21 protein-coding genes are annotated in these 25,479 nt (G+C 67.9%); 4 read left to right on the forward strand and 17 right to left on the reverse strand.

The features are described from left to right. Nucleotides 1-84: 84 nt before the first annotated feature. The 11 genes from ACFVWR_RS08360 to sucC all read right to left on the reverse strand — a co-directional run bounded on the left by ACFVWR_RS08360 (nt 85) and on the right by sucC (nt 15,122). Nucleotides 85-1,899, reverse strand: a complete 1,815-nt coding sequence (locus ACFVWR_RS08360) for an ABC transporter ATP-binding protein (RefSeq protein ID WP_387209983.1) — start codon at nt 1,897-1,899, stop codon at nt 85-87. Beyond that, a complete protein-coding gene (locus tag ACFVWR_RS08365; protein ID WP_387209985.1) occupies nt 1,896-3,737 on the reverse strand; it encodes an ABC transporter ATP-binding protein in 1,842 nt (613 codons plus the stop codon). Before ACFVWR_RS08365 ends, ACFVWR_RS08360 begins: the two co-directional genes overlap by 4 nt. A 457-nt stretch (nt 3,738-4,194) precedes the next feature. Next, entirely contained in the window at nt 4,195-5,424 is a 1,230-nt protein-coding gene (gene ddaH / locus ACFVWR_RS08370; RefSeq protein WP_387209987.1) for a dimethylargininase, read from the reverse strand. Nucleotides 5,425-5,449: 25 nt separating this feature from the next. Next, on the reverse strand, nt 5,450-6,529 hold the full coding sequence (locus ACFVWR_RS08375) for a Glu/Leu/Phe/Val dehydrogenase dimerization domain-containing protein (protein ID WP_387209989.1): 1,080 nt from the start codon (nt 6,527-6,529) through the stop codon (nt 5,450-5,452). A 115-nt stretch (nt 6,530-6,644) separates the two neighbouring features. Further along, nucleotides 6,645-8,261 carry a bifunctional phosphoribosylaminoimidazolecarboxamide formyltransferase/IMP cyclohydrolase gene (gene purH / locus ACFVWR_RS08380; RefSeq protein WP_387209991.1) on the reverse strand — a complete coding sequence of 539 codons (1,617 nt, stop codon included), beginning with the start codon at nt 8,259-8,261 and terminating at the stop codon, nt 6,645-6,647. Further along, nucleotides 8,258-8,851, reverse strand: a complete 594-nt coding sequence (purN, locus tag ACFVWR_RS08385; RefSeq protein WP_387209993.1) for a phosphoribosylglycinamide formyltransferase — start codon at nt 8,849-8,851, stop codon at nt 8,258-8,260. The genes purH and purN overlap by 4 nt, the downstream gene beginning before the upstream one ends. A 34-nt stretch (nt 8,852-8,885) precedes the next feature. Further along, nucleotides 8,886-10,214 carry a threonine/serine exporter ThrE family protein gene (locus ACFVWR_RS08390; protein WP_387209995.1) on the reverse strand — a complete coding sequence of 443 codons (1,329 nt, stop codon included), beginning with the start codon at nt 10,212-10,214 and terminating at the stop codon, nt 8,886-8,888. Continuing rightward, nucleotides 10,211-11,449: a DUF6350 family protein gene (locus tag ACFVWR_RS08395; protein ID WP_387209997.1), complete on the reverse strand. Its 1,239-nt coding sequence runs from the start codon at nt 11,447-11,449 to the stop codon at nt 10,211-10,213. Before ACFVWR_RS08395 ends, ACFVWR_RS08390 begins: the two co-directional genes overlap by 4 nt. Nucleotides 11,450-11,527: 78 nt before the next feature. Continuing rightward, entirely contained in the window at nt 11,528-12,937 is a 1,410-nt protein-coding gene (locus ACFVWR_RS08400; protein WP_387209999.1) for a hypothetical protein, read from the reverse strand. Nucleotides 12,938-13,056: 119 nt separating this feature from the next. Then, complete coding sequence (gene sucD, locus ACFVWR_RS08405) at nt 13,057-13,944, reverse strand: succinate--CoA ligase subunit alpha (RefSeq protein ID WP_085370209.1); 888 nt, start codon at nt 13,942-13,944, stop codon at nt 13,057-13,059. Nucleotides 13,945-13,958: 14 nt separating this feature from the next. Then, nucleotides 13,959-15,122: an ADP-forming succinate--CoA ligase subunit beta gene (gene sucC / locus ACFVWR_RS08410; protein ID WP_387210001.1), complete on the reverse strand. Its 1,164-nt coding sequence runs from the start codon at nt 15,120-15,122 to the stop codon at nt 13,959-13,961. A 253-nt stretch (nt 15,123-15,375) separates the two neighbouring features. Between sucC and ACFVWR_RS08415 the strand changes: the two genes are divergently transcribed. Further along, entirely contained in the window at nt 15,376-16,851 is a 1,476-nt protein-coding gene (locus ACFVWR_RS08415) for a hypothetical protein (RefSeq protein ID WP_387210003.1), read from the forward strand. 95 nt (nt 16,852-16,946) lie between these two features. Then, nucleotides 16,947-17,759: an oxygenase MpaB family protein gene (locus tag ACFVWR_RS08420; protein WP_387210005.1), complete on the forward strand. Its 813-nt coding sequence runs from the start codon at nt 16,947-16,949 to the stop codon at nt 17,757-17,759. Between the two features lie 23 nt (nt 17,760-17,782). On the opposite strand, the gene ACFVWR_RS08425 is transcribed toward ACFVWR_RS08420, so the two are convergent. From ACFVWR_RS08425 to ACFVWR_RS08450, 6 genes are read right to left on the reverse strand one after another with little or no spacing between them, the layout of a single operon-like run. Next, a complete protein-coding gene (locus ACFVWR_RS08425) occupies nt 17,783-18,823 on the reverse strand; it encodes an FUSC family protein (protein ID WP_387210007.1) in 1,041 nt (346 codons plus the stop codon). A gap of 59 nt (nt 18,824-18,882) precedes the next feature. Then, nucleotides 18,883-21,426, reverse strand: coding sequence for an ATP-dependent helicase (locus ACFVWR_RS08430; RefSeq protein WP_387210009.1), 2,544 nt, complete (start codon nt 21,424-21,426; stop codon nt 18,883-18,885). 49 nt (nt 21,427-21,475) lie between these two features. Then, nucleotides 21,476-22,528 carry a glycerophosphodiester phosphodiesterase family protein gene (locus ACFVWR_RS08435; RefSeq protein WP_387210011.1) on the reverse strand — a complete coding sequence of 351 codons (1,053 nt, stop codon included), beginning with the start codon at nt 22,526-22,528 and terminating at the stop codon, nt 21,476-21,478. Nucleotides 22,529-22,552: 24 nt separating this feature from the next. Then, on the reverse strand, nt 22,553-23,014 hold the full coding sequence (locus ACFVWR_RS08440) for an SRPBCC domain-containing protein (protein WP_387210013.1): 462 nt from the start codon (nt 23,012-23,014) through the stop codon (nt 22,553-22,555). A 9-nt stretch (nt 23,015-23,023) separates the two neighbouring features. After that, nucleotides 23,024-23,671, reverse strand: coding sequence for a dihydrofolate reductase family protein (locus tag ACFVWR_RS08445; RefSeq protein ID WP_387210015.1), 648 nt, complete (start codon nt 23,669-23,671; stop codon nt 23,024-23,026). Between the two features lies 1 nt (nt 23,672). Next, nucleotides 23,673-24,011 carry an ArsR/SmtB family transcription factor gene (locus tag ACFVWR_RS08450; protein ID WP_387210017.1) on the reverse strand — a complete coding sequence of 113 codons (339 nt, stop codon included), beginning with the start codon at nt 24,009-24,011 and terminating at the stop codon, nt 23,673-23,675. 62 nt (nt 24,012-24,073) lie between these two features. On the opposite strand from ACFVWR_RS08450, the gene ACFVWR_RS08455 reads away from it, so the two are divergent. Further along, on the forward strand, nt 24,074-24,628 hold the full coding sequence (locus ACFVWR_RS08455) for a hypothetical protein (RefSeq protein ID WP_387210019.1): 555 nt from the start codon (nt 24,074-24,076) through the stop codon (nt 24,626-24,628). Nucleotides 24,629-24,689: 61 nt separating this feature from the next. Next, complete coding sequence (locus ACFVWR_RS08460; protein ID WP_387210021.1) at nt 24,690-25,478, forward strand: Bax inhibitor-1/YccA family protein; 789 nt, start codon at nt 24,690-24,692, stop codon at nt 25,476-25,478. The last annotated feature ends 1 nt before the right edge of the window (nt 25,479 follow it).

A 25,479-nucleotide genomic window follows, 5' to 3' on the forward strand; every position in this document is an offset into this window, starting at 1 on the left:
CTTGCGCGCCGGATGCGCATCCGGCCCGCAAGGACTCGCCCCTCGGCGTTGTTCGGTGAGACCGTGTCGGTGCGGAAGGCGCCGTCAGACCAGCGAGTCACGCCAGGCGGCGTGCAGCTGGGCGAACCGGCCGGTGCCCGAGATCAGGTCGTCGGGCGTGCCGTCTTCCACGATCTTGCCGTGCTCCATCACCAGCACCCTGTCGGCGATCGCGACCGTCGACAGACGGTGCGCGATGATCACGGCTGTGCGGTCGGCGAGCAGCGTCTGCAGCGCCTCCTGCACCAGCCGCTCACTCGGGATGTCGAGCGAACTGGTCGCCTCGTCCAGGATGAGCACGGCCGGGTCGGCCAGGAACGCCCGAGCGAAGGAGATCAGCTGCCGTTGACCGGCCGAGACCCGTCCACCGCGCTTGTTCACGTCGGTGTCGTAGCCGTTCGGCAGACCACGGATGAACTCGTCGGCTCCGACCGCGCGCGCGGCGTTCGCGATCTCCTCGCGGGTCGCATCCGGCTTACCGAGCGCGATGTTGTCGGAGACCGACCCGCTGAACAGGTAGGCCTCCTGTGTCACCATCACGATGGCGCGTCGCAGGTCTTTCGGATGCAGGTCGCGCAGGTCGACGCCGTCGAGCGTCACCGATCCGTCGGTCGGATCGTAGAACCGCGAGATCAGCTTGGCCAGCGTCGACTTCCCCGCGCCGGTGGAGCCCACCAGCGCGATCGTCTGCCCGGCCGGCATGTCCAGGCTGAAGTTCGGCAGGATGACACGGTCCTTCTTGTAGGCGAACGTCACCTTGTCGAAGTTCACGTGACCCGACGCATCCCACAGGTCCACGGCTTTCACCGGGTCGGGGACGGTCGGCTCCTCCTCCAGCACACCCGAGATCTTCTCGAGCGCGGCCGCAGCCGACTGGTAGGAGTTGTAGAACATCGCCATCTCCTCCATCGGGTCGAAGAACCGGCGGGTGTAGAGCAGCGTCGCCAGCAGCACGCCGATCGCGAGCTGCCCGTCGGCCACGCGGAAACCGCCGACCAGCAGCACGACGCCGACGGTGAGGTTGCCGATCATCACAAGGCCGGGGTCGAAGATCCCGAACAGCTGGATGACGCGCGCGTTGACGTCTCGGTAGTCCTCGACGAGGCCGCCGAACTCCTTCTCGTTGCGCTTCTCCTTGCGGAAGGCCTTGACGGCGCGGATGCCCGTCATGGTCTCCACGAACTGCACGATCAGCTTCGCCGACGCCACCCGCGAGATGCGGAAGAGCACCTGCGACCGCTTCTGGAACCAGCGGGTCAGGAAGTACAGCGGAATCAGCGAGCAGAACAGCACCACGCCGCTCACCCAGTCGAGGGAGAACAGCATGATCGCGATGAACAGCATGTAGAGGAAGCCCTGCACGAGCTGGTTGATGCCCGAGTCGAGAAGCTCGCGGATCGAGTCCAGGTCGCTGGTCTGCCGCGAGATGATGCGGCCGGACGTGTACGACTCGTGGAACTCGAGGCTGAGCTTCTGGGTGTGCAGGAACACCCGCTTGCGCAGGTCGATCAGGATGGACTGGCTGATGCGCGCGCTGAGCACCGTGTACCAGGCGATCAGCACAGCGCCGATCACGCCGGTCAACAGGTACGCGGCACCGGCCGCCGCCAGCGGGAACCAGTCCTGCTTGAGCAGGGCCGGCAGGCCGTTGTCGATGCCGAACGCGATGATCGCGGGGCCCGCGACCTGGCCCGCGGTGCTGACCACGACGACGATCGCGGTCAGTATCAGCCGCAGACGCAGCGGACGCATCAGCGAGCCGAGCAGGCGCAGCGAGCGCCGGCGGATCTGCCGGCTCTCCTCTTTCGTGAAGTCGTTGCGCTCTTCGCCCTCGACTCCCAATACGGTTGCTGTGCTCACAGGTTCACCTCCTGAAGGAGTTCTTCGTTCTGATCGTCTTCCAGACTGGAGATGACGAATCGGTAGTGCTCGCTCGAGGCGAGCAGGTCGTGGTGGGTTCCGACCGCGGTCACGCGGCCGTTCTCCAGGAGGGCCACCCGGTCGGCGAGCATCACCGTCGACGGACGGTGGGCGACGATCAGCGCGGTGGTCGCGGCGAGCACTCGACGGAGCGCTGCCTCGACCAGAGCCTCGGTGTCCACATCCAGCGCCGACAGCGGGTCGTCGAGCACGAGCACCGACGGGTTCGCCGCCACCGCCCGCGCAAGCGCGAGCCGCTGACGCTGGCCGCCCGACAGGCTCAAGCCCTCTTCACCGACCTTCGTCTCCACGCCTTCCGGCAGGTCGTAGACGAAGCCGGCCTGCGCGATCTCGAGCGCCTCGGACAGCACGGCTTGCGCCTCATCCGAGTGCACGTCGAGGTCGTCGCGACCGAGCAGCACGTTCTCGCGCACCGAGGCGGAGAACAGCGTCGCGTCTTCGAAGGCCATCGCCATGCTCTTCCGCAGGTCGTAGCGGGTGAGGTCTCGCACGTCGACGTCGTCGATCCTGATGGAGCCGCCGGTCACGTCGTACAGGCGCGTGGTGAGGGCGGTGAGCGTCGACTTGCCGCATCCGGTGAGCCCGACCAGAGCCATGGTCTCCCCCGGCTCGATTCTCAGGTCGACGCCGTCGAGCAGGTCGGGGTAGCGCTCCGGGGAGTCCTGGTAGCGGAAGTGCACGTCATCGAACACGAGCTCTCCGCGAGGGTTCACGATCTTCTTCGGCTCCGCCGGGTCCTGGATGGTGTTGACCTCGTCCATGACCTCGAAGAACCGGTCGGCCGCGGTGCGGGTGTCGAACGTCATCGACAGCAGGAACCCGATCGACTCGATCGGGAACCGCAGCACGGTCGCGGTCGCGAAGAACGCCACCAGCTCGCCGACCGACAGTTGACCCTGCGACGACAGCCAGACGCCGATCACCAGGCAGATGCCGAACGCCACATCCGGGATCAGCAGCAGCCACAGCCAGATGCCCGCGATCGCCTTGGCCTTCGCGATCTCCGTGCTGCGGAGCTCTTCCGCCTGCGACTCGAAGTTCTTGAGCGCGTGCTTTCCGCGGCCGAACGCCTTCAGCACACGGATGCCGTGAACCGACTCCTCGACGGCGGTCGCCAGGTCTCCGGCCTGATCTTGGCTGCGGCGAGCGATCACCGAGTACTTGGCCTCGAACACGAAGCCGTAGATCCACAGCGGCACCGAGCAGACCAGGAAGATCACGCCGAGCAGCCAGTTCCAGGCGATCAGGATGCCGAAGCCGACGACGATCGTCACGACGTTGACGACGAGCAGCACCACGCCGAACGAGATCCAGCGGCGGATCAGGTTCAGGTCGCTCACCGCCCGCGACAGCAGCTGGCCGCTCGGCCAGCGGTCGTGGAACGCCACGGGCAGGTCTTGGAGTTGCGCGTAGAGCCCGTTGCGCATCTTCGCCTCGACGTGGGTGCCCGGGGTGAGCACGAACCAGCGCCGCAGGGAGATGAACACGGCCTCGGCGGCGCCGAGACCCACCACGAGCAGCGCGGCCGGCCATACCGACGCCGAGTCGCCCTCGGAGAGCGGGCCGTCGACGAGCCAACGCAGCACCTGGGGGATGCTCAAGGCCACGAGGCTCGCGAGCAGCGCGGCGATCATGCCGAGCAGGATGCGCGGCGCGGCGGATTTGGCGAAGGGGAGGATCCGCAGCAGGGTGCGAGCGGTTCCGAGCTTCGCCTTCTTTTCGATTTGAGGGGGGTGCTGATGTTCAGCGACAGACATTCTCGATCCGATTTCTTCTGTGAGTGTGCAGGTTGTGAGCTGTCGGCGGGCTGCCGAAGCAGCCGGTCGGCGCAGTGTCGGTCGGCACTGGTGGACGCCGGTATCGCCGATGCGTCATCGATGACGCGCGTGAGAGGTCGCCAGAGATCCTCGAACGAGGATCAGAGAACCGCAGGGGCCGCGCTTCGGCCCCGACCGTTGTTCGCCGGCGACGTTCGGCCGGAATCGCGTGGAAGCCTGGGACCTACCAGGCCGGGGCGAGATCCGGGGACGCAGCGCCGACAGCGGCGACGGGTTCGAACACGGTCACGGTTCGTGCGATACCTGTCGTTGTCATGGCGTCCTCCTCAGCCCGATGCGATCAATTAGGGCCGCGCCGGCAATTTCTTGCCGCACGGCAGCCCTACAGCCTATGACTGAATCTCAGCTGTGCACAAGAGGGGTTTGAAGAAAGTCGTCAGCGGATGCGGATGGACAGGCAGGTGACGCATCCCTCGAGCTTCTCGAACTCCGAGATGTCGACCTGCACGACCCGGTAGCCGAGGTCTTCGACCAGCGCGACCGACTGCGGCGCCGACGACGACATCAGCACGGTGTCGTCCGACAGCACGACGACGGCTGTGCCGTGCGCTTCGGGAACAGGCAGGAAGCGGTCGAACACCGTGACGTTATCGACGAGCGGCTCGTAGCCGATGACGGTGCCGTCGGGAAGGGCCGTGACGGCGGTCTTGAGGTGCAGCGCCTTGGTGACAGGAACCGCGACCACCGTGTAGCCGAGGGGCGCGACGAGTGCGCGGAGCTGACGGATGCCCTCGGCGTTGGTGCGACCACCGCGGCCGACGTACACGGTCGAACCGACCTTGAGCACGTCACCGCCGTCGAGCGTTCCCGGAGCCTCGATGCGCTCGATCCTCAGGCCCTGAGCGCGGAGAGCAGCCTCGGTTCCCGGCGTCTCGGCGCGTCGTTCGTCGGCGCCGGGGAGAGAGATGACGGCGACGTCGCCGAAGACGATGGCGGTGTCCTCCACGAAGACGGAGTCGGCGAGGGTGTCGGCCGAGGTCACCTCGACCGTCTGCCAGCCCGCCTCGGAGAGCGCGGCGACGTACGCATCCCACTGCTTGTCGGCGAGTTCGGCATCCACGGGCTCGCGCTCGATGTGCGTGATCAGGCCCTCGGAGAGGTTCGTGGCCGGGATGCGCACCAGCGCGACCTTGCGGTCCGTCTCGAACCGGCTGCGGGTGCCTTCGACGATGCGGAACAGCCAGCGCCCGAAGGTCGGCGTGAGCACGGCGATGGCGAGCGCGTACAGCAGGTTCAGGCCGAGCAGCGTTCCGAACACGGCCCCGATGAGCTCACCGCTGAACGGCGATCCGTTCGCTCCGGAAGTGGCGGTCACGAGCGTTCCAACGACGGGAGCGAGCACGCCGGCGATGACGCCGGCGATGAGAGCGGTCCACCAGCGATCGAACGCACCGACCACGCCGGCGATGAAGAGCAGGACGAACGAGAACACGCTCGTGAGCGAGAAGTAGTTGCTCACCGCCACGATGAGCGACCCCGAGGGGGCCGTCGACGTGCCGAGGCTTCCGATGTAGAAGGCGACGATCATCGCGGCGTGCGCGACGATGGCCACCACGAAGGCGACGACAAGGGATGCGATGAGCCGACGGCCCCACGAGATGGTCATGGGAACCAACCCTAGTAGAGCGTTTCTATGCGTTTGCTGTCTCGTGCAGACGCGCCATCGCGATCTCCTCGGCCGCTTCGAGCGTCGTCACCGCGCGCTGTTCGGCGACATCGAAGATCGCGGTGACCGTGTCGCCGATCTCCTCGACGCGTCGCGCGGTCGCCTCAGCGGACGGGTTCTCCTCCCCCATCATCGAGAGGAAGATCACACCGCCGGCATTGACGACGAAGTCGGGCGCCCAGAGGATGCCGCGAGCGGCGAGACGCTGCGCCCCCGACCGCTGCGCGAGCTGGTTGTTCGCCGGCCCGACGACGGCCTTGACCCTCAGCTCGTCGATCACCTGGTCGGTGAGCACTCCGCCCACACCCGCGGGCACGAACAGATCCCCTACGACGGTGTGCGCGACAGCCGGCTCGACCCAGGCGGCGCCGATCGCCTCGGCCAGCGCGCGCTTGGCGGGGTTCACATCCGTCACCGTCAGCACGGCGCCCTCGCCCGCCAACCGCAGCGCGATGATCGAGCCGACGTGGCCGAGACCGAGAACGGTCACACGGCGGCCCGCGACCGAACGGGTGCCGACCGCGCGCTCGAGAGTCGACAGGAGACCGGCGTACACTCCGGCGGCGGTCGCGTCGCTGGGCTCGCCGACCCCGCCCTCCGACGACGGGGTGCCGCAGACGTGTGCCGTTCGGGTGGCGACCGTCGCCATGTCTTCGGCCGACGTGCCGACATCCTCGGCGGTCATGTATGCGCCGCCCAGGCTCTCGACGGCGTCGCCGAGGTCGAGCATCGCCTGGAAGCGGAGCTCAGCGGTGAGCACGGTTCCGCGGGGAACGTAGACGACGCTCTTGCCGCCGCCACGGTTCAAGCCCGCCGCGGCGTTCTTGAGGGTCATCCCCTCGGCCAGCCGCAGGGAGTCGCCGACGGCCTCCGCCCAGCTGTCGTACGTCCACACCCGGCAACCGCCGAGCGCCGGACCGAGCACGGTGGAGTGGACGGCGATGCTGATCGTGAGACCGCTCCGCCTCCCCTTCACGACGTGCAGCGTTTCGTGCGGCAGAGTGTCGCCGGTCGTATCGACCAGGTTCGCGGGCAGGACGGACATCGGTGTCTCCTCGTGGGATCGTGGTTCGTTCGGAGGCCTTCTGGGCCGCCGACCATTCTTCCACGAAGAGGGCGTTCGCGCGCCGGATCCTTCCGCCCGTGGCCGGGCTTGCGACTCAGTGGAAGAAGTGCCGCTCGCCGGTGAAGTACATGGTGACCCCGGCCGCCTGGGCCGCTGCGATCACCTCGTCGTCGCGGATGGACCCGCCGGGCTGCACGATCGCGCGCACTCCGGCCGAGATGAGGATCTCGGCGCCGTCGGCGAAGGGGAAGAACGCGTCCGACGCGGCGACGGAGCCCGCGGCGCGCTCCCCGGCGCGGGTGACCGCGAGGTTGCACGAGTCGACCCGGTTGACCTGGCCCATGCCGACGCCGACGGATGCCCCGTCACTGGCGAGCAGGATCGCGTTCGACTTCACGGCGCGGCAGGCCTTCCAGGCGAACTCCAGATCGGCGCGCGTGCGCTCGTCGGCCTCGTCGCCCGACACGAGCTTCCAGCCTTCGGAGCTGAAGTCGTCGAAGCGGTCGGCGTCTTGCACGAGCAGGCCGCCGGAGAGCTGACGGAACTCGACCGCCGTGCGCGCGTAGTCGGCGGGCAGCTGCAGGATGCGCAGGTTCTTCTTGGTCTGCAGCAGCTCCAGGGCTTCCGGTTCGAATGCGGGAGCGATCAGCACCTCGGTGAAGATGCCCTTCACCGTTTCGGCCATCGCGAGCGTGACGGTGCGGTTGGCCGCGATCACGCCGCCGTAGGCGGACACCGGGTCGCACGCGTGAGCCTTCTGGTGCGCGACGGCGATGTCGTCGTCCACGGCGATCCCGCACGGGTTGGCGTGCTTGATGATCGCGACCGCCGGCTCGGCGAAGTCGTACGCGCTGCGCAGGGCGGCATCCGCGTCGACGAAGTTGTTGTACGACATCTCCTTGCCGCCGAGCTGGGTGGCCTGAGCGATTCCGTGACCGTTCGGGTCGACGTAGAGGGCGCCGGCCTGGTGGGAGTTCTCGCCGTAGCGCAGGGTCTGCTTCAGGTCGGCATCGACGGAGAAGTGCTCCGGGAAGGCGACGGCCGCGGCCCCCGCACCGGTGAGCGCCGCGTCGTCGGCCGACCGCACGTCACCGGCGAACCAAGCGGCGACGGCGCCGTCGTAGGCGGCCGTGTGAGCGAAGGCCTCGGCAGCAAGGGCACGGCGCTGGTCGAACGTGGTGCCGCCGGCCGCGATCGCGTCGACGATCTGGCCGTAGTGGGAGGGCGAGACGACGATCGCGACATTGGCGTGGTTCTTTGCCGAGGCGCGCACCATGGCGGGACCACCGATGTCGATCTGCTCGACCACGTCGTTGCCGACCGCGCCCGAGGCGACGGTCTCGACGAACGGGTAGAGGTTCACCACGACGAGCTCGAACGGTCTGATGTCGAGGTCTTTCAGCTGTGCCTCGTGCGATTCGAGCCGCAGGTCGGCCAGCAGCCCAGAATGGATCGCCGGGTGCAGGGTCTTCACGCGTCCGTCGAGCGATTCGGGAAACCCGGTGACGCTGGCGACGTCGGTGACCTCGAAGCCCGCGTTCCGGATCGTGGAGGCGGTCGTGCCGGTGGAGACGATCTCGACGCCGGCGGAGGCCAGAGCGGTCGCGAGGTCGAGCAGGCCGCTCTTGTCGCTGACGGAGATCAGGGCGCGACGGATGGGAACGACGTCCCGTTCGCGGTACAGGCTGGCGTCGTGGCGAGGTCCACTCATACTCTTGCGAGCTCCTTGAGGTCGATGTGTCCGTTGGCGATGTCGAGAACGGCGTCGACGAGCAGGCGACGTTCCACGGGTTTGATGCGTTCGTGCAGGGCGGCCTCGGTGTCACCGGGCAGCACAGGCACGCGCTCCTGACTGATGATGGGGCCGGCGTCGACGCCGTCGTCGACCACGATCAGGCTGGCGCCGGTCTGCGTGGCGCCGGCGGCGAGCGCATCCCGAACGCCGTGCGCGCCGGGGAACTCGGGAAGGAAGGCCGGGTGCGTGTTGATCAGGAAAGGCGAGAACGCCGCGACGATGCGCGGGGGGACCAGCCTCATGAAGCCCGAAAGGATCACGAGGTCGGGCTGCCATTGCTCGATCTGCTCGAGCAGTGCGTCTCCCCACTCGTCGCGGCTGTCGTAAGAGGTGAACGGCACCGTGAACGACGGGATGCCGAACTCTTCGGCGTGGGCGAGCCCATCCGCATCCCTGTCCGCGCCGACGGCGACGACGCGAGCGGGGAACTCGGCGTCTTCGGAGGCTTCGAGGAGTGCGCGCAGGTTCGACCCGCCGCCAGAGATCAGCACGACAATCGAGAGCACGCGACCAGCCTACCGGCCCCAGCCCGCGCGATCGTCAGACGAGACGGAGTCCCCAGCGGGCGGGCGCGACCCGGAAGATCTGTCGGTAGAGCGCCGTGCCCGAGAGCACACCGAGGGCTATCGCAACGATGGAACCGACCAGGGAGGTGAGACTGCTCGCGTCGATGTCGGTTCCCGCGGCGCTCTGCGTCAACCCGATCAGGCCGGTGGCGCCCGGCACGAGCAGCCAGAACGCCGGGAGGAAGCAGACGACGGCCGGAGGAGCGCCTCGCACCGACTGCACGAGATAGGCGACGACCGTGAGCGCGAACGCTCCGAAGAATCCGCTGAACACACTGCCCACCAGCACCGCGCCGAGGATCTGGCCGCCGTAGGCGACGGCCAGCACGAGGGTCAGGAAGTACAGCGAACGACGCGGGCCGCAGTAGTAGAAGAAGATGCCGAGGGAGAAGAGCACGACTCCCAACCACGGCTGAAAGGCGCCGAGGGGTGGGTGCGACGAGAACAGCGCCACCGACGCCGGAACCCCGGTGATGGTCAGCGCGGCGATGATCCCGAAGGCCAGAAAGAGCAGTTGGGCGATTCCGGACACCAGCCGGCTCGACCCCGCGACCATGTCGCCGGCAGCCAGCTCTTGGATGCCCGTGGTCAGCACGGCACCCGGCAGAAGGGTCACCAGCGGCGGCACAAGCACCTGCAACGGCTCGGCCACGACATGCGGAAACTGCGAAGCCGCAGCGAAGACAATCGTCGCGAGGGCGAAGGCCGTGAGGATCGGGAACAGGATCGCCGCGTACGTGCCCGGTTTGATGAGCAGCTTGGCTATCCCGACGAGCACGCCGAGCATGAACGCATACAGCATGCTGAGCGGGTCGGCGCCGAGGAGCACGAGTCCGACGCCGGCGGCCGCTATCCCGTGGCCGAGCACTCGCAGCGGCATCCGGAACCGCGGTTTCGCCGCGACGATCGCCTCGATCGCCTCGATTCCCTCCGCGGCCGTGATCGTGCCCGCCAGTGCTCGATCGACCACGGCGTACACCCGGGCTGCGCGGTCGAAGCGCACCTCGCCTCCCCAAGGCTCGGCGACCTCGAAGCGCGTCTCCTTCTCCTCCGGCAGGCCCACGAAGATCAGCGTCGGGAACACGATGAGCGCAGCGTTCGGTGACCCCAGTGCGATGGAGACCCGTTTGAGGGTCTGCTGGATGTCTGTGGCGGCCGTGCCGATCGACAGCAGTGCGCTGCCCAATTTCACCAGGAACTCCTGCAGCTGGGCCGACGGGCTCTCCACATACTGCGTCGCCTCGATCGAGCGGGCGTGGAGCTGCAGCCTCGGGATGCGCAACCGCAGACGCCAGGCGTTCATCGTCTCGTCCGCCCTCCTGCCACCAGACCGATGACCGCTACGACGGCGACTTCCGCCGCCGCGATGGAACCGACAAGCCAAGGGTTCGGCCCGACGTCGTGCAGCCGGCCCGGCCCCATCGAGCCCGAAGACCACCACGCGAGAAGCCCGAGCTCGATGCCCGCAACGATACCGACGCCGAGCGCGGTCAGGAAGAGCCAGCGCGTGCCGTGCAGAGCCCGGGCCTCGGCGATCCGGCTACGGAGCACCACCGCCGCGAGAAAACCGGCGATCAGCGGCACGATGATGCCCACGATCCCGAACGAGAACCCGCCCGAGGGGATGACGCCGAACAGGGGCAGCCCGGGTATCGGGCCCAGGTCGGTGCCGAACGGACCGACCGACGAACCGGTGCCGATCGCGAATCCCGGTCCGATCAACCAGGAGGCCAGCCAGATCACGAGATTCGGCAGCAGCGCGAGCTGGCCGATCGTCAGGGCGGCGCCGCCGAGCGCTCCCGACTGCAGCTGCTCGTAGAGGCCGATGATGCTGCCGAAGTTGCCGAAGACGAGCAGCGCGAGAACGAGCGCCGCGCCCGCGATGACCAGGGCAGCGGCAGCCGTTCCCGCTCTGAGCGCGGCACCGGATGCGGCTCGCACGGCCGACGGGACAGCCTCTGTCCACCGTCGCACGGGCTGAGGAAGCCGGGTCGGCGTCGATGCCTCGGCGCGGTCGCTCGCGGCCGGACGGCGCAGCGAGGCGAACCCGAGTCCGCTCAGTACGCCGAGCCCGTACACGAACGGGGGAAGGAGGATGCCCTGCCACACCGACGGCTGAACCGCGGCCGTGCCCGCAGTGAGCGTGACGATGGTCGCGAGAGCGGCGAAGGTGGCGACGGCGCTGACCGCTCCAGTCGCTCGAAACGGCGTCTCGGCCGCACGGAGGCCCGTGCGAACGCCGAGTCCTGCCGTGAGTGCCGCGAACCCGAGCGCGGCGATGGTGACCTGGAACGGCGCGAGCGCATTCGGGAGGCCGAGCGCTGCGCCGAGTTTCGCATCCAGCACGACCGTGAGGTTCACGCCGTGCCCGACGAGCCAGACGTCGACCCCCGAGCGCCAGAAGGTGAACCAGTCGGCGGCGAGGTGGTACTGCGTCGCCCACAGCACAGTGAGGGGAACGAGGCAGATCGCGAGACCGATCGCGACGACGATGGCCGCCTCCAGTGCGGCGAGCAGGGCGACGGTTGTGCGATTCATGACCGAAAGGAGACTACCGTTCAGGGCTCCCCGAGCCGGGCCGACACTTCGCACGAACAGGCGAGGTTCAGCTTCCGGTCACGGAACCGAGATCACGGGAGTGTCTTCGTCGGCCGTCTCCGGCACGATGATGGCGGGGCGTTGCACGAGTTCCAGGATCGCCACGACCACGGCCGCGATGACGAGCGTCCAGATGATGAGGCCCGGTGAGAGCGGGCGCACGAAGAGCACGATCGCAGCGGCGATCACGGCGACGGCGGCACGCAGGAGCGTGCGCTGAGCATAGATCCATTCACCGGTGCGCCCGGTCGAGACGCCGTGGCTTTCTGCGGCACTGCGCACCCAGGCGACCCCTGAGCCGAAGAATCCCCTGAGCCTGCGTGGGAAGGTGAACGGCCCTGAGTACCAGGCGACGACGGCCACGACGATGGCGAGCACGAGCACCGCGACGCCCGTGTCTTTCATCGCCGTCGTCAACGTGTCGAAGACCGTGCGCCCCACACCGGCGGGGAGAAGGGAGGGCGAAACCGACGCGATGAACACGAGTCGGCCGATCGCCAGCCCGGCGACGATCACGACCATTCCGAGGGCGAGCGCCACCGCCGCCCACACGAGCGCGAGCGCCCGGCGCCGGGCGACGAGAACGCCGGCGGCGAGGAACAGCAGGCTGATCCAGGGCAACCACGAACCGGCGGCGACGGCGAGGTTGTAGAAGATCTGGATGGTCGGCAGCGACGACGTCTGAGCCACCGTGATCGTTCGGTCGATGGCGGGGATCTGGGCCGCGAACGTCAGACCACTATCGGAGAGCACCTGCTTCACCCGTTCGACGATCGGTCCCAGCTGAATGCCGAGGGAGCCGTCTGAGCCGACCGCGATAGCTGCTTTGGGATCGTTCTGCATGGTCGCGACGAGCTGGGAGTGACTCAGCCGAAGGGCCTCCTGCCACACCTGGCGGAACGAGTCCGATTCGACGAACGTGCTCACCCCCGACCGGATGACCGACAGGATGCCCTGCGTCGCGGGGCCTTTGAGCGCCTCGAGCGCACGGGTCGCGGCCGGCCCGGTGCCGAGCGAGGTGATGCCGTCGATGACCTGCGAGGTCAGTCCGGCGACGTCGACGTTCTGCTCGATGACATCCACGGTCTGATCCGTCACGAAAGCCTGCACACCGGGGTCGTCGGCCAACGGTGAGTACGCCGCCACGAACGAGTCCGTGTCGGTCAGTTGCACCCGCGCCCACGATGCGACCGCCGAGACCGGCGCCAGAACAGCCCCGATGACGATGAGCACGGTCGCGAGCAGGGTCCAGCCCCAGCCGCGCCGGTGGCGGAGCGGCTCACCGGGGGCAGCGTCGATTCTCCCGTCGAGGCCGTCGATTCCGCCCGCCGGTTCCGCTCCGCCCCGCACCGTCTCGCGCAGGGCGGCGTTCTCCGTCTCGAGCTGCGCGATCTTCGCGAGCAGTTCGGCATTGGTGACCCGTGCCATGTCGACCCCGTTCCCCAGGTGTGCTGCTCACTGTAGCGCCGCGTTCGGCCCCGCCGATACGGCAGAAGCGGGCTCTGTGGAGAAGTTCCACGGAGCCCGCTTCTGGGGAGAGACAGGTTCTACAGGGCGGCGTACACCTCGCGCAGCAGAGCTGCGGTCTCGCTCGGGGTCTTGCCGACCTTCACACCGGCGGCCTCCAGGGCCTCCTTCTTGGCCTGTGCGGTTCCGGCGGAGCCCGAGACGATCGCGCCGGCGTGGCCCATCGTCTTGCCCTCGGGAGCGGTGAAGCCGGCCACATAGCCGACGACCGGCTTGGTGACGTTCGCCTTGATGAAGTCGGCGGCACGCTCTTCGGCGTCGCCACCGATCTCGCCGATCATCACGATCGCCTTGGTCTCGGGGTCCGCCTCGAACGCGGCGAGCGCGTCGATGTGCGTGGTGCCGATGATCGGGTCTCCGCCGATGCCGATGGCGGTCGAGAAGCCGAGGTCGCGCAGCTCGTACATCATCTGGTAGGTCAGGGTGCCCGACTTCGAGACGAGGCCGATCGGGCCCTTGCCGGTGATGTTCGCCGGGGTGATGCCGACGAGCGACTCGCCGGGCGTGATGATACCGGGGCAGTTCGGCCCGATGATGCGGGTCTTGTTGCCCTTCTCCTGCGCGTAGGCCCAGAACTCGGCCGAGTCCTGCACGGGAACGCCCTCGGTGATGATCACCAGCAGCGGGATCTCGGCGTCGATCGCCTCGATCACCGCATCCTTGGTGAACGCCGGGGGCACGAAGGCGATCGACACGTCGGCGCCGGTCTTCTCGATGGCCTCGGCAACCGTGCCGAAGACGGGCAGCTCGACGTCGCCGTGCGTGACGGTCGTGCCGGCCTTGCGCGCGTTCACGCCGCCGACGACCTGTGTGCCGGCCTTCAGCATGAGGGCGGTGTGCTTCGTGCCCTCACCGCCGGTGATGCCCTGCACGATGACCTTGGAATCCTTGTTGAGGAAGATAGACATTCTCGTTCGCGCCCTTACTTCGCAGCCAGTTCGGCGGCCTTGTCGGCGCCTTCGTCCATGGTGAGCGCCAGCGTCACCAGCGGGTGCGCGGCTTCGGTGAGGATGCGGCGGCCCTCGTCGACGTTGTTCCCATCGAGTCGCACCACCAGCGGCTTGTTCGCCTCGTCGCCCAGGATCTCCAGGGCCTTGACGATGCCGTTCGCCACCGCGTCGCAGGCCGTGATGCCGCCGAAGACGTTGACGAACACGCTCTTGACCTGCGGGTCGTTCAGGATGACATCGAGACCGGCGGCCATGACGGCAGCGGATGCTCCGCCGCCGATGTCGAGGAAGTTCGCCGGCTTGACACCCTTGTGCTTCTCGCCGGCATAGGCGACGACGTCGAGCGTGCTCATCACGAGGCCCGCGCCGTTGCCGATGATGCCGACCTCGCCGTCGAGCTTGACGTAGTTGAGGTCGCTGGCCTTGGCCTTCGCCTCGAGCGGGTCTGCGGCGGCCTTGTCTTCGAGCGCCTCGTGGTTCGGGTGACGGAAGCCGGCGTTCTCGTCGAGCGTGACCTTGCCGTCGAGGGCGATGATGTCGCCCTCCTCGGTGAGCACGAGCGGGTTGACCTCGACGAGCGTCGCATCCTCACCCTTGTAGACCTCGTAGAGCTTCACGAACACGTTCGCGACCTTGGCGACCAGCTCATCCGGGAATCCGGCGGCCTTCGCGATCTCGGTGGCCTTCGCCAGGTCGACGCCCTCGATCGGGTCGACCTCGATGCGGGCGAGCGCCTCGGGCTTCTCGACCGCGAGCTGCTCGATCTCCATGCCGCCCTCGACGCTGGTCAGCGACAGGTAGGAGCGGTTGGCCCGGTCGAGCAGCACGGAGAAGTAGAACTCCGTGGCGATGCGGGCGCCGCCGGCCACCATCACGCGGCGGACGACGTGGCCCTTGATGTCGAGACCCAGGATGGCGCGAGCCGCTTCCTCGGCCTCGTCGGGGTTCTTGGCGACCTTGACGCCGCCGGCTTTTCCACGACCACCGACCTTCACCTGCGCCTTGACGACGACCACGCCGCCGAGCTTCTCGGCCGCTGCGCGCACCTCCTCGGGAGTGTCCGCGACGATGCCCGGAAGGACCGGGACGCCGTACTGCTCAAACAGGTCTCTGGCCTGATACTCGTATAGATCCACGGTTATCCAATCCGCTGGTGCCAGGCGCGCTCGTGACGCAGCCTTGTGGTTTCTCCTAGGCGGTTTCGACGCTAAATAGCTCGACGCCGAGATAAATTCGCCAGATAGAACTCTAGCGCTTCAGCCTGAACGCTCGCGCAACGGAGCCCGACCAGCGCGCGTGCTCTCCTCCACATCCGTCGCTCCCGGCGACTTGTCCACCGGTCTGCCGGCGGCGCCCCAGCCGCGCGAACATCCCGCGACCGTGGAACGCATGACACATCGCATCTCATCATTCGTCACGGCGTTCGCCCTCGGCGCGCTCCTGATCCTGTTCGCCGCGCTGCACGGGGCGACGAGCGCCTCCGCGCTCTCCTCGAACGGCCACGGCGTCGGCTACACGTCGAGCTCGGGCTGGTATCTCGGCAGTTACTCCCTCGATGACGGCTCGCGCGCCTTCTGCCTCCAGGCCGGGCGTCCGTCGCCGATCGGGCACGAGTCCGACTACGTCGACGGAGCCGCGCTCGGCTGGTACACCCCTGACCAGTCGGCCCAACTCGCCTACATCTCCCGAACCTGGGCCGCCACCGACGACAGGGTCACCGCGGCCGCCGGTCAGCTCGCCACCTGGATGGTCAGCGGCATGAACGGTCAGAGTCCGGAGTTCTACGCCGCACGAGCCGGTGCAGACGGAGACGCGGTGCTGGCCCGAGCCCGCTCCATGGCAGCCGAGGCGGCTCGCGAGGGGTCGCGCGACGCCACTGCGACGATAACCGTGGATCTCGCCCAGCCCGGCGCTGCGACCGTGCTGGTCGACCTCACGGTCGACAAGATCTCAGGGCCGAGCCTCCTCGCTCCCGCCGAGCACACCGGCCGCATAGAGCTGGTCGACGCGGCCTTCGCCGACGGCAGCACGTCGACGATCGCGCCGAACGGCACGGCTCTCCCGATCACGCCCACAGGCACCGATCCGACCGTCACCGTGTCGGCCACGTCCGCGTTCGACGGGCTGCCGTACGGCGACAGCATCCGTGTCGCCGTCGCGCGCGACGACGCACAGGCGTTGCTCGTCGCGATACCGGCCACGACTTCCGCCCGAGCCGAGGGCGGCGACACGGGGGTCTCACCGCTGCCGTTTCAGCCGCGGGTCAGCACCGTGACGAGTGCTGCGGAAGCAACAGCCGGCGCGACGATCTCAGACCATCTCACGGTTGACGTCGAACCGGGCGACGGCCGCCTCGACACGTGGGGCGTGCTGGCCGACGGCGATGCGGTCACCCCGATCGAGGCGATCGTCGAAAGCACGCTGCTCGGTCCGTTCGCGACTGAGATCACTCCCGCGCCGACAGCCCCCGACGATGCTCCGGTCGTCTGCACGGTCGAGGTCACCGTCACGGGCCCCGGAGAGTACGAGACGCCGGGATGCGTTCTTCCCGGCCCCGGAGCATACGTCTGGGTCGAGAAGATCGATCCGGCTCGCACGGGCGACGATCTCGGCGGCGATCGGATGCTCCCCTGGCGGTCGCCGTTCGGCGTGGCCTCGGAGATCACACTGGTCGCGGCTCCGCCTGCCTCCCCGGCTCCGCCGAACGACGCGACACCGAAACCGGCGAGCCTCGCCTCGACCGGCACGGACGTGAACGGCGCCGTGCTCGCGGGCGCCGGCGTGCTGGGGGCGGGAACCGCGCTGCTCGGGTTCTCGAGAGGCCGACGACTGAAGAAGCACCGTGCAGCTCGAGCCGACCGCTGACTCGGCGAGCGTCATGACGAGAGAGCGCTCGGCGCGAGACTCCACCGCCGCCGCTTCTCCCGGGATCACGCAGGAAGAGGCGACACAATGTCCCGGTGAGCACACCATCCGCCGGCCCTGGGATAACCGCGCGGGACATCGCTGCCGAGGCCCTGTACCTCGCCGGTGGCGGTCGTGCGCTGCTGCTCCAGATCGCCCACCCCGCGGTCGGCCGAGGGGTCGCGGAACACAGCGATTTCGCGAACAGGATGCTGGAGCGACTTCACGCCACGATGACCTTCGTCTATGCCTCGGTCTACGCGACTCCCGAAGAGTTCGCCGTGGTGCGACGATCGGTCAATCGGGCTCACGCGCCTGTTCGTGCGGACGCCGACCAGGCTGGTCCCGCCTACAACGCGTACGACCCGGAACTGCAGTTGTGGGTGGCCGCCACGCTGTACGACACGATGATGACGCTGTACGAACGATTCTTCGGCGCGCTCCGGCCCGACGATGCCGACCGGGTGTACCGCGAGTTCACCGTTCTCGGTTCGGCACTGCAGGTGCCGAGCGACCGCTGGCCCGCCGATCGGGACGCGTTCCGCGTGTATTGGAACGGAATGTTGACCACGCTCCGCTCGACCGACGCCACTCGTGCCGTCGCCCGTCAGATCCTCCACCCGCGAGGGGTTCCGCTCTGGTTGCGCGCGCTCTTCCCTCAAGCGCGTCTGGTGACCGCCGGCCTCCTGCCGCCGACCGTTCGCGACGATTTCGGTCTCGACTGGAACGACGCGACGCAGCGACGCTACGACCGCTGGATGCGGTGGGCCGCCTCCGTGTATCACCGCGTGCCGCGCTCGTGGCGCGTCCGCCCGAAAGAGCTGTACCTGCGCCGACTTCGTGCGCAAATAGCGGCGGGCGGCGAGTAGCGGCCAGGGCGGGCGCCCGCGGTTCAGCGCGAGCGGCGCCACCGCTCGACCGCCGGCATCCTCTCTATACCTTTCGCGGCGAGAACGAGAAGCATGCCGACCCCGGCGCCGAGGATCGTCTCGAGCACACGGTCGACCACGAGCACGTTCAGCGGTGTGGGGGTGGCGAGGTGGGAGACGGCGAGCGCCATCGGCGTGATGAACACCAGCGCGGAGCCGTAGTGGCGGCCGACGAGAATCTCGGCGAAGACCTGACACGCGACGATCACGAGAATGAGGAACAGCGGAGGAGGCGACCAGAAGAGCAGAAGAGCCGTGACCCCGACACCGACGATCGTTCCCACCACGCGGTGAATCGAACGCGAGATCGAGTGGGCGGCACGCGCTGGCGGGATGACCGCGACGAGGCTCACGACGGCCCAGTACACGTGACCGAGCCCGAACGAGAGCGCGATACCTCCGGCGATCACCACTCCGAGCACGTTCTGTGCCACCGTGATCCAGACGAGCGGATCGGTGATCGCCGTACGGTCGACGCGAGGGCGCCGGGCGAGCTCCTTCCACGGGAAACCGCGGAAAAGGCCGTGCGGGCGGGCGCGGCGCAGTGTCCAGCCCGACATCGTCAACAGCCACGCGAACACGGCTGTCAGCGCCGCGAGCCCGAGGCGAAAAGCGATCTCGTCCGCCGGGGTCGGCACGGCGGCGCAGACCAGCAGGGCGAACACGAAAAACAGCGGCTGAGCCGGAACCAGCTGAAAAGTGGTGACGATCAGCGTGCCGCCGGCCACCACGATCAAGAGCAGCACGACGAGCAACCAGAACGGCTCACCGAGCGCCGCGACCACCGTGCCCAGCACGATGCTGACCAGCACCGTGCCGCCGCCGACCGTCAAGCTGCGAACGCGGAGGCGATACGGCTCGTTGCGCCCGTACAGAGCGGTGAACGCACCGAACGTCGCATACGCCGCCAGGTCGAGCCGGCCGACGAGGAGCAGCAGCAGCAGGGGAACCGCAACCGCGAGACCAGCACGCATGCCGACCTCGACGTTCGGAGAAGACAGCACGGTCGACAGCGTGGGGCGCGGCCGGCCCGAAGAACCCGCACCACGGGGCGCGACGGCCATCACAGTTTTTCGATAGGGGCGATCTTGATGAGGAGCTTCTTCGCGCCCACCTTCTCGAACTGCACGTGGGCGACGCGCTTGGGCCCCACTCCCGTGACATTCGTCACGCGACCGTCGCCGAAATCGGTGTGGCGGATGCGGTCGCCGGCGACGAGTTCGAGGTCACCGTTGTCGCGCACCTGCCCGGTCACCCGGTTGGGCCACTCCGCCTTCGGGCGCGCCGACGCGCCACCGGAGAATCCACCCGAACTCGGGCTGTCGTTCCAGCGCGAGCCGGAGCCACCGGAGCCGCCGGAATCGCCCGAACCAGAACCGAGCCCCGGCCGCCGCGCATTGAGCGCCCGCGACTGCGTGCCGCCGCGGCCGTTGGCCATACCGGGAGACTGTTTCCACTCGATGAGGTCGGCGGGGATCTCCTGCAGGTACCGGCTCGGCATGGCCACCGCAGTCTCGCCGAACTGCGCGCGGGTCATCGCCAACGACAGGAACAGACGCTTCTTGGCCCGGGTGATTCCCACGTAGAAGAGCCGCCGCTCCTCGGCCGGCCCGCCCGGCTCGCTCGCCGACATCCTGTGAGGCAGCAGATCTTCTTCGATACCCGTGAGAAAGACCGCGTCGTACTCGAGCCCCTTGGCGGTGTGCAGGGTCATCAACGAGACCGTTCCGCTCGAGTCGTCGATCTCGTCTGCGGCGGCGACCAGCGACACCTCGGTGAGGAAGTCGATGAGCCCGCCGTCGGGATTGTTGCGCGCGAACTCCCTGGTGACCGCGACGAGCTCGTCAACGTTCTCGGCGCGTGCCTCGTCTTGCGGGTCGCGGCTGTTGCGCAGCACGTCGAGGTAGCCGCTCTTGTCGAGCAGGAAAGTCAGAACGTCGGCGACGGGCGAGACGCCGGCAGGGTTCGCCGGGTCGACCATTGTGGTCGCCTCGTCGAGCAGACCGGCGAGCTGCAGGATGGCCGCCGTCACCTTGGGACCGAGACCGAGGGAGCCCGCGTCGCGCATGGCCTGGCGAAAGCTGATGCCGTTGTCGTCGGCGTAGCTGCCGAGCTGCGTCTCCGTCGCCGGGCCGATGCCGCGCTTCGGGGTGTTCAGGATGCGCCGCAGGGCGAGCGTGTCATCCGGATTGGCAACCGCGATCAAGTAGGCCATCGCGTCTTTGATCTCGGCCCGCTCGTAGAACTTGGTGCCGCCCATGATCCGGTACGGCAGCGCCGATCGGATGAAGATCTCTTCGAGCGCTCGGGTCTGCGCGTTGGTGCGGTAGAAGACCGCGATGTCTTTGTAAGCCATCCCGTCGCCGTGCAGCTTCTCGATCTCGTCGGCGACGAACTGCGCTTCGTCGTGCCCCGAGTATCCGGTGAAGCCGATGATCTTCTCGCCGTCGCCGACGGCCGTCCAGAGCTTCTTGTCTTTACGGTCGAAGTTGTTGGCGATCACGGAGTTCGCGGCACTGAGGATGTTCTGGGTCGACCGGTAGTTCTGCTCGAGCAGAATGACCTTCGCACCCGGGAAGTCGCGCTCGAACTCCACGATGTTGCGGATGTCGGCGCCGCGGAAGGCATAGATCGACTGATCCGAGTCACCCACGACCGTGAGCGAAGCCCCGGGGATGACGCCGATCGCGTCGCGCATGGACTCCACGTGGTGCCCCTGCGCTTCGAGCTCGTCGGCGATCGCCGGCGCGATCGGCATCGTCAGCTCGCGGATGAGCGAGTACTGGGCGTGGTTCGTGTCTTGGTACTCGTCGACCAGGATGTGCCGGAAGCGCCGTTGATACAGGGCGGCGACCTTCGGGAACGCGCGGAACAGGAAAACGGTCTCGGCGATGAGGTCGTCGAAGTCGAACGCGTTGGCCGCGCGCAGCTGCCGGGTGTACTGGCGGAAGATCTCGAGGAACATCACCTCCTGCGGGTCGCTCAGATTGGCCGACCGCGCATAGGTCTCGATGTCGGTGAGCTCGTTCTTGAGCTTCGAAATGCGGTTGGCGGCGCCTGCGACCGTGAATCCCAGGGTGTCGGCGTCGAGTCCCTTGATGATCCGCTTGAGCAACGCGCGCGAGTCGCCGGAGTCGTAGATGGTGAAGCTCTGGGTCTTGCCGATCGTCTCTGCCTCGCGCCGCAGGATGCGCACGCACGCCGAGTGGAACGTCGAGATCCACATGCCTTGGGATGCGCCGCCGAGCAGAGCCTCGACGCGCTCGCGCATCTCGGCGGCGGCCTTGTTGGTGAAGGTGATGGCGAGGATCTGACTCGGCCAGGCCTCCCGGCTCTGGATCAGGCCTGCGATGCGACGCGTGAGCACGCTCGTCTTGCCCGACCCCGCACCCGCCACGATCAGCAGCGCTGCGCCACGGTATTCGGCCGCTTCGCGCTGCTGCGGGTTCAACCCGTCGAACAACGCGTTGCCGCCCGGGCCGGCCGAGCCGTGACCCCCGGCGCGGAAGCTCGCGCCGTCGTTGACGGAGTGCCCCGGGCCCTGCCGACCGTCGAGGATGATCGGGGTGGCGGAGTTGGTGGAGGAGGGGTCGGAGAGGCTCGTCATGTCTTCAACGATTTTAGCCTCCACCACCGTCATCCGAGGCCGCGGGCGCTCAGCGTCCGTCGCGCACGGCCACCGCGAGGTCGGGCTGGTCGACGAACACGCCGTCGACGCCCGAGCGCATGACGGCGGCGAACATCCGCTCCCAGTCGCCCCAGGCCGTATCCGGGCCCTCGACCCGGAACTCCGGTCGCAGGAACGGATTCTCCGGCCGCAGCGTCCAGCAGTAGACCCCGAGCCCGGCGGCGTGCGCGGTGTCGACCAGATCGGAGGTGAGCGCCGCCTCGTCCTCCTCGTCATCGAGGGCTGCCGACACCGTCCGCTCCGAGAGCACCAGTGCCGTCTCGACGCTGATGCCGTCGACACGATCGGCTGGACCCCCTGCCGACAGGGCGTACAGCCCCATCTCGGTGAGGTCGTGCCGGTATCCCCTGGCCGACGACCCGTCGACGGCCACCCGGTCGGCCGGAGCGCCATCGTCTTCCAGCAGATACACCCGCCGGCCACGGAAGCCCCGGCGGTACAGCTGCGTCAGCACCGTCTTCTCGAAGCTCTCGACGACCAGTTCCGGATTGTCCGTCCAGCCGGCCTCCGCCAGCTCGTCGCTGAACAGTTCGTCGAGCGGCAGACCGATCGAGGAGAAGTACGTGGCGTGCTTCAGCTCCGCGACGATGCCGAGCAGCCGTGCCGCGTCGTCGGAGGCGGCGTCGACCAAGCCGAACAGGTCGCGCATCCGGAGCAGAGGATAGCGCCCGTCGAACGTCGAACTGGTCTGCCGGATGCCGCCGAGCCTTTCCTTCGCGCGCAGCGTGGCGAGTTCCGCCCAGGTGAAGTCTTCGGTGAACCAGCCGGTGTGCTCCACACCGTCGATCTCTTTCGTGGCGCGCCGATCGGCGAACTCGGCGTGATCGGCCACATCGGTCGTGCCCGAGATCTCGTTCTCATGGCGCAGAACGAGAACGCCGTCTTTGGTGGCCACGAGATCGGGCTCCACCGCGTCGGCGCCCAGGCGGAACGCGAGGTCGTAAGCGGCCGCGGTGTGCTCAGGACGATACCCCGACGCACCCCGGTGCCCGATGATCAGCGGGGACGAATGCGCACGCATGCCCAGATACTAGCCCGCGGCGATTCAGCCCAGATAGACGCCCAGAGCGTCCAGCAACCCCCTGGTGCCCGTCTCCCGTCCCACACCGTCGGCCCAGAACTGGTCGAAGAAGACTCCGTGCTCGGTGTGCGTGAAGCGAGTGCCGTCGGCGATCGGCTCGAACTCCAGCGAAGCCACCGATGTCGACATGTGGATGCCGTCGAGCCACATGTCGTAGGTCGTGACGATCCGCACGTGCTCGACGATGTCGGTGTACGTGGCGACATAGCGCGACACGGGCCCGTTGTGGAACGTGCCTTCGGCGATGTCGCGGCCTCCGACACGGAAGTCGAAGGCCCACTCGCCGGGCTCCATCGCGTCTCCGGCACCCCACCACCGCAGCTTCTCCTGCTCGTCGGCGAACGAACCCCAGACCCTCGCGACCGGTGCCGGGTAGTCGCGGGTCAGGGTGAACTCGGCGCGGGCGAGTCGGCGTTCGATCGTCATTCGGGTGTCCTATCGGCTGAAGGTGATGTGGATGGTGCCGCTCTCGGCGACGTCGGTCTTCACCGTGTGCGTGAGGTCGAGGCTCGGCAGCTCGTCCCACAGACGGGTTCCGCGCCCGAGAACGATGGGCGCGACGGTCAGGTGCAGATCGTCGACGAGGCCGGCGCGCAAGAACTCCCGCGCCGTGCCGACTCCCCCGCCGACCCGCACATCCGCGTCGCCGGCGGCCGCTACGGCCTCGGCGAGCACATCCTTGATCGAGCCGCTGCGGAAATGGAACGTCGTGCCGCCCGCCATCGGAATGGACGGGCGGGGCGCCGTGTGGGTGAGAACGTAGACCGGGCTGCCGAACGGCGGCGTGTCGCCCCACCACCCCTTCCAATCGGGGTCGTCGGGAAACGCGTGCAGACCGAACATGGTGGCCCCCATGATCTCGGCGCCGACGCCCTCGAAGAACGCGGCGGCGTACGCATCGTCAACGCCCGTCGTTCCGGCTCCGCTGGTGTCGCCGAAGACGCGCTCACGGAACGTGCGGGTCGCGGTGTATGCGGCCGTCAGCCGCCCCCAGTCCGGTCCCATCGGGTCTTCGACCGGCCGGTCGCCCGTCGATGTGCGGCCGTCGAGCGAGAGGAACAGGTCCATGCGAACGCGGGTCATTTCAGGTCTCCTTGGTGGTGGTGCGGACGAGATGGATGCCGAGCCGGTCGGCCTGGTGCTCTGCGGGCGTTCGTTGCTCGCCGAGCCACAGGTGCAGCACGTCGAGCGATCCCGGCCGCAGACTCACCGTGCGAACGCGTCCGACCTTCTGCGACGTGACCACTCTCGCATCCTCGAGCACGCGCACGTGCTGCAGGAGCGAGGGCAGGGCCATCGAGAACGGCGCGGCGAGTTCGGACACGACGGCCGGCGATATCGCCAGGCGTTCCACGATGGCTCGGCGCGTGGGGTCCGCGAGGGCGCGGAGCACGGCGTCGAGACGATCATGATACTTAGGCACTTACCTAAGTAATCAGACGCGACGGGTGTTCGTCAAGAGGCTGTCGGTGACAGAATCATCGCGTGCCCGCTCCCGACCAGCCCGCCCCCGACAAGCCCGGCGGCGCGCCCGCACGCTGGGTCGAACCCACGAGCATCCTGCCGTTGCAGTGGGGCTCCTACCGCTCACGACTGCTGTTCGGGCTCGGGATGATCGTCGTCGGCACCGGCCTCGTGCTCGCGACGACCACCTACAGCCTCCTGCTCCTGCTGGCCGGCTCGCTGCTGCAGCCGGCGGGGTGGGCCGTTCTGCCCTCGACGATCGGTCGCAGGGTGGCCGTGGTGCTGCCGGTTCTGGGGTTCACCTGGCTCATGCTCGGCGGCTCCGGATTCGCGTGGTGCTTCGTCGTTCCCCTCGCGGCGTGGCTGCTCGTGCGTCTGCGGCCGCTGATCTCGTTCACCGTGCTACTGCTCCCGATCATCTCGAGCATCGTGCTCGCCCGAACGGTGCCCGACTACTCCGTGGGCTGGATCTCCATCCTCGTGAGCACCCTCGTCATCGTGGCGGCCGCCTGGCTCGCACGATGGATCGCGATCGTCGCGAGTTCAAGGCAATCTGTCAGAACTCTCAGAACATAACTCGATAGATTGGGCTGACAAACTCGGTCTTCCCAGACCCACCAAGTGAGCAGAGGAACCCATGGCAACGTCCAACCCGGCATTCTCGCAGAGCCCGGCCTTCCAGAACCAGGCGACGTTGAGCCCGGAGAAGCTGCAGGAGATGTACGAGTCTCCGTCCGCAACGTCGGTCGAGACCGACCGCATGACGGTCGAAGACACCATTCGCAAAACGGCGGTGGCTTTCGGTGTCCTCCTCGTGGGCGCCGTCATCGGATGGCTCGTGCCCTTGCTTTGGATCGTCGGGCTCGTGGGTGGCCTGGTGCTCGCCTTCGTCAATATCTTCCACAACCGCAAGAAGCTGCCCTCTGCCGGGCTGACCCTTGCATATGCGGGTGCGGAGGGCCTCCTCGTCGGCGGCTTGTCCTCCATGTACGAGTCGCTCTTCGACGGGGTGGTCGTTCAGGCGGTCATCGGCACGATCGTCGTCGTCGGGGTGACCCTCGCGCTCTTCGCGAGCGGCAAGATCCGCGCATCCGCGAAAGCGACGAAGGTCTTCTTCATCGCGTTCGCCGGGTACTTCCTCTTCTCGATCATCAACTTCGTCCTCATGCTGACCGGTACCGTCAGCGACCCGTGGGGGCTTCGTGGCAGCTTCCACATCCTCGGAATTCCGCTCGGGCTCGTGATCGGCGTACTCGTGGTCATCATGTGCGCGTACGCGCTCGTGCTCGACTTCGACGCGATCCAGCAGGGCGTCAAGAATCGTGTGCCCCGCGCCCAGGGGTGGGCCGGAGCGTTCGGCATCATGGTGACGGTCGTGTGGCTGTACCTCGAACTGCTGCGCATGTTCGCGATCGCGCGCAACTAGC

The organism is Leifsonia sp. NPDC058292, from assembly GCF_042880955.1.
Classification (GTDB): Bacteria; Actinomycetota; Actinomycetes; order Actinomycetales; family Microbacteriaceae; genus Leifsonia.